Source organism: Burkholderia sp. E168m23, from assembly GCF_016586125.1.
GTDB lineage: Bacteria > Pseudomonadota > Gammaproteobacteria > Burkholderiales > Burkholderiaceae > Burkholderia > Burkholderia orbicola.
Genome location: NZ_BCPP01000168.1, coordinates 1 through 9,278 on the forward strand (window position 1 = coordinate 1; position 9,278 = coordinate 9,278).

Annotated in this window: 9 protein-coding genes and 1 pseudogene; 6 read left to right on the plus strand and 4 right to left on the minus strand. The window is 66.5% G+C overall.

Annotated features, from left to right (window positions below; all coding sequences use genetic code 11):
• Nucleotides 1-102 precede the first annotated feature (102 nt).
• Nucleotides 103-948 (minus strand): M15 family metallopeptidase, encoded by an 846-nt coding sequence (locus JMF90_RS11470; protein ID WP_011546566.1) that lies wholly within the window; start codon nt 946-948, stop codon nt 103-105.
• Nucleotides 949-1,069: 121 nt separating this feature from the next.
• On the opposite strand from JMF90_RS11470, the gene JMF90_RS11475 reads away from it, so the two are divergent.
• Together JMF90_RS11475 and JMF90_RS11480 are read left to right on the plus strand one after the other, a co-directional pair.
• Complete coding sequence (locus tag JMF90_RS11475) at nt 1,070-2,074, plus strand: hypothetical protein (protein WP_054928315.1); 1,005 nt, start codon at nt 1,070-1,072, stop codon at nt 2,072-2,074.
• A gap of 212 nt (nt 2,075-2,286) precedes the next feature.
• Nucleotides 2,287-3,315, plus strand: coding sequence for a transporter (locus tag JMF90_RS11480; RefSeq protein WP_011546564.1), 1,029 nt, complete (start codon nt 2,287-2,289; stop codon nt 3,313-3,315).
• 46 nt (nt 3,316-3,361) lie between these two features.
• On the opposite strand, the pseudogene JMF90_RS11485 reads toward JMF90_RS11480, so the two are convergent.
• Nucleotides 3,362-3,508: pseudogene (locus JMF90_RS11485) on the minus strand (DUF1427 family protein); the annotation flags it as partial.
• A 27-nt stretch (nt 3,509-3,535) separates the two neighbouring features.
• The gene (locus JMF90_RS11490) at nt 3,536-4,513 is read right to left on the minus strand and encodes a zinc-binding alcohol dehydrogenase family protein (RefSeq protein WP_011694129.1); all 978 of its coding nucleotides are present in this window, start codon (nt 4,511-4,513) and stop codon (nt 3,536-3,538) included.
• Nucleotides 4,514-4,676: 163 nt separating this feature from the next.
• Between JMF90_RS11490 and JMF90_RS11495 the strand changes: the two genes are divergently transcribed.
• The gene (locus JMF90_RS11495) at nt 4,677-5,597 is read left to right on the plus strand and encodes a LysR family transcriptional regulator (RefSeq protein WP_011546561.1); all 921 of its coding nucleotides are present in this window, start codon (nt 4,677-4,679) and stop codon (nt 5,595-5,597) included.
• Between the two features lie 122 nt (nt 5,598-5,719).
• On the opposite strand, the gene JMF90_RS11500 is transcribed toward JMF90_RS11495, so the two are convergent.
• Nucleotides 5,720-7,888 carry a M1 family metallopeptidase gene (locus tag JMF90_RS11500; RefSeq protein ID WP_011694130.1) on the minus strand — a complete coding sequence of 723 codons (2,169 nt, stop codon included), beginning with the start codon at nt 7,886-7,888 and terminating at the stop codon, nt 5,720-5,722.
• A gap of 17 nt (nt 7,889-7,905) precedes the next feature.
• Here JMF90_RS11500 and JMF90_RS11505 point away from each other — a divergent pair, with 17 nt between their 5' ends.
• From JMF90_RS11505 to JMF90_RS11515, 3 genes are all read left to right on the plus strand, one after another.
• The gene (locus JMF90_RS11505; protein ID WP_154233672.1) at nt 7,906-8,115 is read left to right on the plus strand and encodes a hypothetical protein; all 210 of its coding nucleotides are present in this window, start codon (nt 7,906-7,908) and stop codon (nt 8,113-8,115) included.
• Nucleotides 8,116-8,531: 416 nt separating this feature from the next.
• The gene (locus JMF90_RS11510) at nt 8,532-9,026 is read left to right on the plus strand and encodes an LEA type 2 family protein (protein WP_011546558.1); all 495 of its coding nucleotides are present in this window, start codon (nt 8,532-8,534) and stop codon (nt 9,024-9,026) included.
• 155 nt (nt 9,027-9,181) lie between these two features.
• Nucleotides 9,182-9,278, plus strand: a 97-nt coding sequence (locus JMF90_RS11515) for a DUF1508 domain-containing protein (RefSeq protein WP_201325116.1), incomplete at its 3' end; no start/stop codon positions are given.

Genomic DNA, 9,278 nt, shown 5'->3' on the forward strand with positions numbered 1-9,278 from the left:
GCGCACCGGAATGCCCGATTGTTTGCGCCGCCCAAATCGTTTCCTGCCGGGTGATTAAAAAGCCCCATGCCGCCCTCATTATTTCTTGTCCGGCAGCCCTGACTAGCTGCCGCGTCCCAGTTTAAAACCGGGTTTATGGTATTCCACGTGCCCGAGATCCATCATTTTCCATCGGCCGCCCCAGGTCAGGCCGACTTGCTCGGCGACCTGGCCGTACAACTGGTAGCCGCGCATCGCCCACGGATCTTTCTCGGAAATGACCAGCTTGCCGTCGCGCAGGAATGCGTTGTCGGCCGCCAACCCGAACTGGTGATAACTCTGGAAGGCCGCGGCATTGGTCACGTTCGTGCCCATCTGCGCGAGCCGGTTCTGTCGTTCCGGGCTCCGGTAGCCTTCCAGCAGCGCCATTTCATAGCCATGTTGTTCGTGCATGATCTTGTAGACCAGCAGCAAACGCGTACGGAAATCCGGGTCCAGCAGGTTCCAGTCGCGGCTTGCATCCTTGAGCGCCGGGCGGATCTGTTCGACTTCCTTCGTGGCAAAGACTTCCGGCGGCAACGGCGGCGGCGGCACGAGTTGTTCGCCCTGCAACAGCGCGGCGATCTTCTCGTCGGGCACGCGCGCCGTGTCGTCGTACTGAAATAATTGCCGACCGCGTAACGCAATGGCCACCAATGGCGGCGTCGCAAGAATACCTGCCGACACCATAATCATCAAGCGCCGCCGAACCAGTAAATTTTGCACGTCGCTTAATGCGCCGCGCGTCACGGTTGCCGATTTAACAATTTGACTGCGCGTGCGTGCGGCGCGCTCGTTCGCACGGCGCGTCAGACGGCCGTGAAACTGGGCCACGGATTCGAAAACGGTCGCGCGGATACCCGGTAAAAGCAACAGTGCCGCAACGGCGACGGCGAGGGTGAAATAGGCGACGAGTGCGACGGCAATCAAAGAAATCCCCGGAAATTGGAATTGATTGTGTTTTGCAATGCTTGCTCTTAGAATCAGGCTGCTTCGAGAGGCCGGGCTATATTATCGCGGTGAATTAAACCAGGATTCAATGAGACGCTGAATGAGTGCGCCGGAAAATTCAAATTCGAAAACTCCGCCCAGCCTGCTGTCCGATACTAAACCGGCAGGCGAGGGAGGACCTCGGCAGTCGCGCATTCTCGCGGATCTGGAAGGGCGTGTCACGCCGCCCGCCGAGCCGCCGCGCCGTTCGCTGAAGGCGCCGATCGCCGCCGTGGTGGCGTTGGTCGTGGCCGTCGGCGGCTGGGGCGCGTGGCGCATGCAGCAGTCATCGGGCGAACCGCACGTCGCGGTGGCGGCCGCGACGGCACCCGCGGCGGCTGCGCCGGACAAGGCCGCGCCGGCCAGCGGCGCCGCCGTGCAGGTCGCGCAGAACGGCGCGTCCGCCGCATCGGCCGCGCAACCGGCCACGATCGTCAACGACGACTCGGCGTCCCAGACCGTTGCATCCGCATCGGCTTCCGCTGCCTCCGCGGCGGACAACAGCCGGCTGTCGCGCGCGCTCGCCAACGGCGCCGACGATGGCTCGGGCACGGCGGCCGCGGCTGGCGTCGCCGCAACCGCGGCCGCCGCAGCGGCGACGACCAAGACGGCGAAGGCCGACGCGTCGAAGAGCACGAAGGTCGCCGCTCACGGCAAGACCGACACGAAAACCGAGGCGAAGGCCGATACGAAGGCCGACACGAAGGCCGAAGCCCGCAAGCATCGCAAGGAACAGCAGGCCGAGCTCGCGCAGGCGAAGAAGCGCCGCGAAGCGACGCCGACCCGAACCGCGAAGGCGGCCGGGAAGGACGATCCGGATGCCGATCTGCTTGCCGCGCTCGTCGCGCGCACGAAGCCGGCCGACAAGAAACTCGCCGCCGAGAAGGCGCAGGCCGTGCCGACCAAGGCGTCGGCAACGACCGGCGGCTCGCTGGCGTCGCGCGTGAAGGCGTGTTCGGAGCGCGGTTTCTTCGAGGATCAGCTGTGCCGCTGGCGCGTGTGCGACGGCCACTGGGGCAAGGACCCCGCGTGCCCGAGCGCCGCGCAGTCGGAGACGCGGCAGTAACGCGTGCCGCGCGCGTCACGAGGGTCTTTCCTGTCAGCGCCGCCCAGTGGGCGGCGCGTTGTTTTTGGGGCAGGAGACGCTGCCGGTATGATGCCGTGTGACACTGTCACGAGCGCGTCACGCCCGTCGGGCATACGTCTCCTTTCTTTTCCCGGCGCGGGCCCGCGACCTGCGATGTGCGGCGCGCCGCGCGCCGCACCACCTTCGACACGATGGACCTGATCGTACAGACTTACGGCGCCGACACGTCCGGCATGGTGTGCGGATTCCGCTTCGATCCGGGCGGCGCCGGCGCGATGCTCGATGCCGACGCGGCCGCCGCATGGCTGCGCACCTGCCGCGAGCACGGCGCGGCCGCATCGGGCGATTTCGTCTGGCTGCATTTCAATCTGGCGCACGGCGCGAGCGAGCGCTGGATGCGCACGCATCTCGGGTTGCCCGACAGCTTCTTCGAATTCCTGCATGAAGGCTCGCGCTCGACGCGCATCGAGCAGGAAGACGGCGCGTTGCGCGCGATCGTCAACGACGTGATGTTCAACCTCGAGCTCACGCCGTCGGAGATCGCGACGCTGTTCGTCCACGTCGAGCGGCGCATCATGGTGACCGCGCGGCTCAAGCCGCTGCGCTCGGTCGACACGCTGCGCGCGTGCGTGCGCGACGGCGAGCAGTTCCGCTCGCCCGCGGAGCTGCTCGTGCACCTGCTGCGCGACCAGGCCGACCTGCTGATCCAGATCATGCGGCGCACGAGCGTCGACGTCGACCGCATCGAGGATCGCTTCCTGTCGCAGCGGCTCACGTCGAGCCGCATCGAGCTCGGCGCGATGCGCCGCACGCTGACGCGCCTGCAGCGCATGCTCGCGCCCGAGCCCGGCTCGATCTTCCGGCTGCTCGCGAAGCCGCCCGCGTGGCTGCATACCGAAGACGTGCAGGAGCTGCGCGAGTCGACCGAAGAGTTCTCGCTGGTGCTCGCCGATCTGGCGGGGCTCAACGAGCGCATCAAGCTGCTGCAGGAAGAGATCGGTTCGCGCCTCGACGAGCAGAACAACCGGACGCTGTTCACGCTGACGCTCGTCACCGTGATCGCGCTGCCGATCAACATCGTCGCCGGCTTCTTCGGGATGAACGTCGGCGGCGTGCCGTTCTCGGAGAACAAGCACGGCTTCTGGCTGATGGTGCTGCTCGTTGCCGGCTTCACCGCGCTGGCCGCGTGGTGGGCGTTCCGGCGCCGCGACGATCGCTAGCGCGCCATCGGGCGACGCATCAACGCATCAACGCAGCAGCGCATCAACGCAGCAGCGCGATCGCGCGTTCGCCGATCACCATCCCGAGCAGGCCGACGAGCGCAACGAGCGGCGGGGCCGGCGAGCGCACGTGCAGCAGCGCGTACAACACACCGACACCGACGCCCACCGCGAGCGAGGTCACGTAATCCATCATGGCGGTCTCCCGTAAGGTCCGGTGTCAGGGCTTGAGGATGACGCGCTCGCGCGCACCGGCCAGCACCGCGCGATACGCGTCGTGCGCATGCTCGAGCGGGTACACGTAGTCGTCGCCGATCGGGAACGGGCGCAGCGTCCCGTTGCCGAAGCCGGGCGCGAGCGTATCGAGGATCTGCGCGACCGCGGCCGGGCCGAGCTGCAGCGAATCGATGCCCACGAACGTGTGCTGGCCGCGATAGAACGCGAAGATGTCGAACGGCACGCTGCGCTCGATCGTCGAGATGAAGATCTGCCGCGCGCCGATCGCCATCGACGCGTTCGCCGCTTCGAAATACGGGCTGCCGACCGTGTTGTAGACGATGTCCGCGCCGTGGCCGCCGGTCAATTCGCGTACCGCGTCGGCCACCGTCCGGCTCGATGCGTCGATCATGGAAACGTCGCCTGACGCATGGCCGCGATAGTCGCCGGGCCCGCGCTCGACGCCGATCACGGTCGCGCCGCGCGCGGTGGCGAGCTGGATCGCGGCCTGGCCGACCTTGCCGTTCGCGCCGAACACGAGCACGACGTCGTCGGCCGTCGGCATGCCGGCCCGGCGCAGGCCCTCGTATGCGGTGACGAACGGCACGCCCACGCCGGCCGCCTCTTCGAGCGTCAGCACGCCCGGCTTGCGGCGCACGTGCGCGGCGTCCAGCACGAGCCATTCCGCATGCGAACCGTCGCGCCCGACGCCGAGATCGCCGCCCGAGCCCCACACCGGCGCGCCGATCCAGTTGTCGGGGCCGCTGCGCACGATGCCGGCCCAGTCGCGCCCCGGCGTGCGCGGCCACACCGCATGCGGCATGCGGCCGAGCGCGGCCTTCACGTCGCTCGGGTTCACGCCGGCCGCGCGCACCTCGATCAGCATCTGGCCGTCGGCCGGTACGGGCGGGGCGATGTCCCGCACGCGCGCGTCGAGCGACTCGATGTCGGCGGCGGGGGTGTCGAAGCGGATGCTGCGCATGATGATCTCCATGAACGATGGCGGCCGCCCGGCCCGGCGGGCCGGCGCGTGCGGCGGATGAAACCGGTGAATGCAGTCTAGTGGGCCCGGTTTGACGCGGAAACGTGCAAAGGCGGATGATTGCTTTGCGTTTTCCGCATAGCCAAAAATCGCAGGCTCACGAATGGACGACTTCCTTTCCCCGCATCTCGCGCTGTTCGTCGACGTGGTCGACCAGCAGAGCTTCTCGGCGGCCGCGCGCCGGCTCGGCGTTGCCGCGTCGTCGGTCACGCGGCGCATCGACCGGCTCGAGACGCAGCTCGGCATCCGTCTCCTGCATCGCACCACGCACGCGCTGCGGCCGACCGAGGCCGGGCAACTGCTGTACGGGCGCGCGACCCGGATGCTGGCTGAGCTGCGCGGCTTGCAGGAAGACCTGCACAGCCAGCACGATGAACCGGGCGGGCTGCTGCGTGTCGACTGTCCGGCGCCCTTCGGACGGCGGCACCTGATGGCCGCGCTGGCCGCGTTCATGCAGCGCTATCCGGCGCTGCAGGTCGACCTCGTGCTGACCGACAGCATGGTCGACCTGCAGGGCGCGCGGCTCGGCTCCGACGTCGATCTCGCGGTGCGCATCGGCCCGCTCGAGGACACGCGTTTCGTCGCGACGGTGCTGGCGCCGCAGCGGCGCGTGCTGTGCGCGAGCGCGGCCTATCTCGCACGGTGCGGGGAGCCCGCATCGCCCGACGCGCTCGGCGGCCACGACTGTCTCGCGTGGCATGGCGCGCCGCCGCCCGGCGCGTGGCGCTTCGGCGAGCGCCGTCACGTGCCGGCGCAACCGCGGTTTCGCAGCAATCATTCGGAAGCGTTGCTCGAGGCGGCCATCGACGGGCTCGGTCTCGCGCACCTGCCGACCTGGCTCGTGGCGGACGCGCTGCGCGACGGACGGTTGCGCGCGCTGCTGCCGCAGTACGCGGCGGCGCCCGAGCCGGCGACGATTCACGTGCTGCGCCAGCACGCGCGCGGCAGTGCGCGCACGTCGCGGCTCGTCGCGTTCCTCGCCACGTGGTTCGCGCAGCCGGCGTGGGACGCCGCGTGGGCGTGACGGCGGGCGCACGCCGCGCCCCATGAAAAAAGGGCCTCGCATGCGAGGCCCGTCAACAGGTCGGAGAAACCGGTACGCCGGCCGGCGCCGCGGGTCGCGCGGTACCGGCCGGACGCGCACCGTTACTGCGTCACTACCTTGCGCGGCTTGAAGAGGCCCTGGTATTGCCGTGCCGGACGTTCCTTCGTCACCGCTTCGATGCCGCCGAAGGTCGGCGTCTGGCGCAGCTTCATCGCGGCCGGCGAAGCGACCGAACCGATCGACGTCGAGCGCGAAGCCGGCGCGAGGTTGTTCGCGACGAGCAGCGCCGCTTCGCTCTTCAGGTTCGCCAGCAGCACCGGATCGGTCGAGCTGTTCACCTGCGTGAGCAGCCCGCTCCAGGCCGTGTCGCTGTAGTTCACGACGTAGTAATCGAGACCGCTCGGATCGGCGACCACGCCCGTGCAGCCTTCGATTCGCGTCTGCGCCTGCGTATCCTTCAGCGCGAGCGTCGTGCGTTTCGCGAGACCCTGACCGTACGCGAGCGTGATCGGCACCGTCCACTGCAGGCCCGGATACGCGTTCTTGTTCGGGAACGGCTGCTGTTTCAGCGTGACGACCGTCTGGTTCTTCGTCAGGTCGCACTGCGTGTCGAGCGAGATCAGCGGCACGCCGGTCTGACGCACGTAGCTATCGCCGATCGGGCCGACCGCCTGGCCGCTTTCCTTCGACAGCGCATCCCACAGACGCTTCGGCGTCCCGTTGCCGAACGAGTAGTCGACCAGGTACTGCTGCAGGCCCTTACGCAGCGTCTGCTCGCCGAGATAGTTCTCGAGCGTCTTCAGCACGTGGCCGCCCTTGTCGTACGTGAACGCGCTGGCGCTCAGCACGAAGTCGTTCGACGCCCAGTCGTTGAAGTTCGGCGCGACCGGGAACGCGTTCGGGCCGATGTCGCGATTGATCACGCGATACTTGTTCTTCACCTGGTCGAGCCAGCTGAACTCGTTGGGGAAGAACTGGATCGTCGTCTTCGTCTCGAAGAACGTCGCGAACGATTCGTTGAGCCACACGTTGTCCCACCAGTCGGTCGTCACGAGATCGCCGAACCACTGGTGCGCCACTTCGTGCGTCAGTACTTCGTTGCCGTAGTGCGACATCGGCTGGCCCGGCTGCGGCAGGATGTCGTCGGCGAACTCGAGGATCGAGCCCCAGTTCTCCATCCCGCCGAAGTTCAGGTCCTTCTGATCCTTGAACGCATCGTTCGCGGCTACCGTGTCGAACTTCGTGAGCGGCAGCGGGATGCCCGTGTAGCGGTAGTAGTAGTCGAGCGCCTGCTTGGTGCGGTCCATCGCCGGCTTCGCCCACTCGCTCATGCCCGGCGGCGTGAACACACGCAGGTGCAGGCCGCCCTTGCCGCCCGGCAGCGGGCTCGTGAAGTCGTCCTCGTAAGTGTCGAACAGGCCGCCGCCGAAGAACAGCAGGTACGACGGCATCGGCGGGGTCTTCTCGAACTGCACGAGCTTGTAGCCGCCGCCGACGTTGGTCGACGGCTTCTCGGCCGCGTTCGACACGACGCGCCAGCTTTGCGGCACTTCGGCCGTCACTTCATAGGTCGGGCGGAACGCCGGCTCGTCCCAGCCGGGGAACCACTGGCGCGACAGGTTGGTTTCGCCCTGCGTCAGGATCGCGCCGCTCGTCTTGCCGTCGGTGCCCTTCAGGTCGACGCGGAACACGCCTTCCGCGGCCGAGCAGCCCGGATACGGATCGTCGCCGCAGCTGCCGCCCGTCTGCGTGGCCGGATCGTCGTACGACTTGAAGTTGATGATGCCCGACCACTCCATGTGCAGCGAATAGTTGCCCGGCGCGATCGTGCCGGCGACGGGGCGCAACTGATAGAAGTCGCCCTTGTCCTGCGGCGTCGCGATCAGCTGAATGTTGCCCGGCTGCAGCGTGATGCGGCCGTTGGTGAACTTGATCCGGTGGCCGGCGATCACGATGTTGTTGACCGGCTTCAGCACCTTGATTTCGACGTCGGCGCGGCCGTCGAACGCGTTCAGCGCGTCGTTCGGGCGGAACCACAGCCGGTAGTTCACGGGCACCACGGTGTCCGGCAATTCGACAGGCGAGACGCTCTTGTCGACGTTCGATGCGCTCGGCGGCGCGGTGACGGCGGGCGACGAGCTGGTATGCGGCGCGCCGGCGGAGCTGAGCGCGGAAGCGGAGCCCGCACCGCCGTCGTCGCCGCCGCACCCGGCGAGCGCGAGTGCGGCGACGAGCGGCAGATAACGCATCTTGCGAATATGAATCGACATGACTGAAACCTCGATTGTTGAAAGAATCGTTCAGTGCTGCGAAAACGCCGGCAAAAGCAATCCCCTCGCCGTTTAATCAACAGCGAAAAAATGCCAATGACGGATTATTCGAAAAGACGGCGGCCGACTACGTAAAGGTAATCATGGTTTACTGCCCCCTCTGGATTTTCCGGATGTCGGTTAACTGGCCGGTTCAAAATGGCCGGGCGCGTGTTGTACTGAATTGATTTCGCGCGCACGACACGGGGCCGCACGCCCGACGCGGGCGCGCAATCCCTTTGAACCGACGACCTACGGGGCTGGCCGGGCCAGTCCGCAGGACGGAAGGACAGCGTGTCGCCATCCCGTAAATTCGCCGTCATGCGGCTTCAAGGTTTGTCGGCTTGCTCCAAGGATGCGTAAATATACTTGATGGTTTTGGGTAAAGGAAATGAAAAATTTAGAAAGAGCATCTATTGAATTCCGGGCGCTTCATTGAATGCTGAAAGTCATTAATGCGCTTTCCGTTTAGCCGGTAATTTCGTAGTTTTAATCTATTAACGATCTTGCGGTGCTGCAAAAACTACGAAACCCGGTGACGGTTGGCATGGTCGGTACAATGCATCGACGACCCGTTCACCGATTGCCGCGAGGAGACTGTCCCATGCCACGAGCCCTGTTCCATATCGCGCCGCTGCGCACCGTGTTGCTGCTGTTCGCGGCCGTGTTCCTGCTCGGCGGCTGTGCAGGGTTCACGCGCGAGCCGGTGCGCGTGTCGGTCGCCGGGCTCGACCCGCTCGTCGGGCAGGGCCTCGAGATGCGCTTCAGCCTGAAGTTGCGCGTGCAGAATCCGAACGATGCGCCGATCGACTACGACGGCATCTCGGTCGCGCTCGACCTGAACGGCACGCCGTTCGCGAGCGGCGTCAGCGATCGGGCGGGCACCGTGCCGCGGTTTGGCGAGGCCGTGCTCGACGTGCCGGTTTCGGTGTCGGCCTTCGCGGCCGCGCGGCAGGCGTGGAACCTGCCCGGCGCGGCCGCGAACGGCGAGCTGCCGTACGCGCTGCGCGGCCGGCTCGCCGGCAGCATGCTGGGCACCGTGCACTTCAACGATGCGGGCACGCTGCGCCTGCCGACCATGCCGGGGTGGGGCGGGTAGGCCGTTCGGTCTGAATTCAACGTCGGTCAAATGTGTCTGAAAATTCACTATTTGACAGTCTTTAATGCTTATTTCCGTGGAATCTCGATTTTGGTCGGCGCGTCCCCTTACACTTGTCGATGTCCGAGGGTCGGACATTCTTTTAGGGGAAATCCATGGCGGCAAAATTCGAGCTCAAGAAGGCCGTGAACGGCCAGTACTACTTCCACCTGAAGTCGGCGAACGGCGAGATCATCCTCGCGAGCGAGCGGT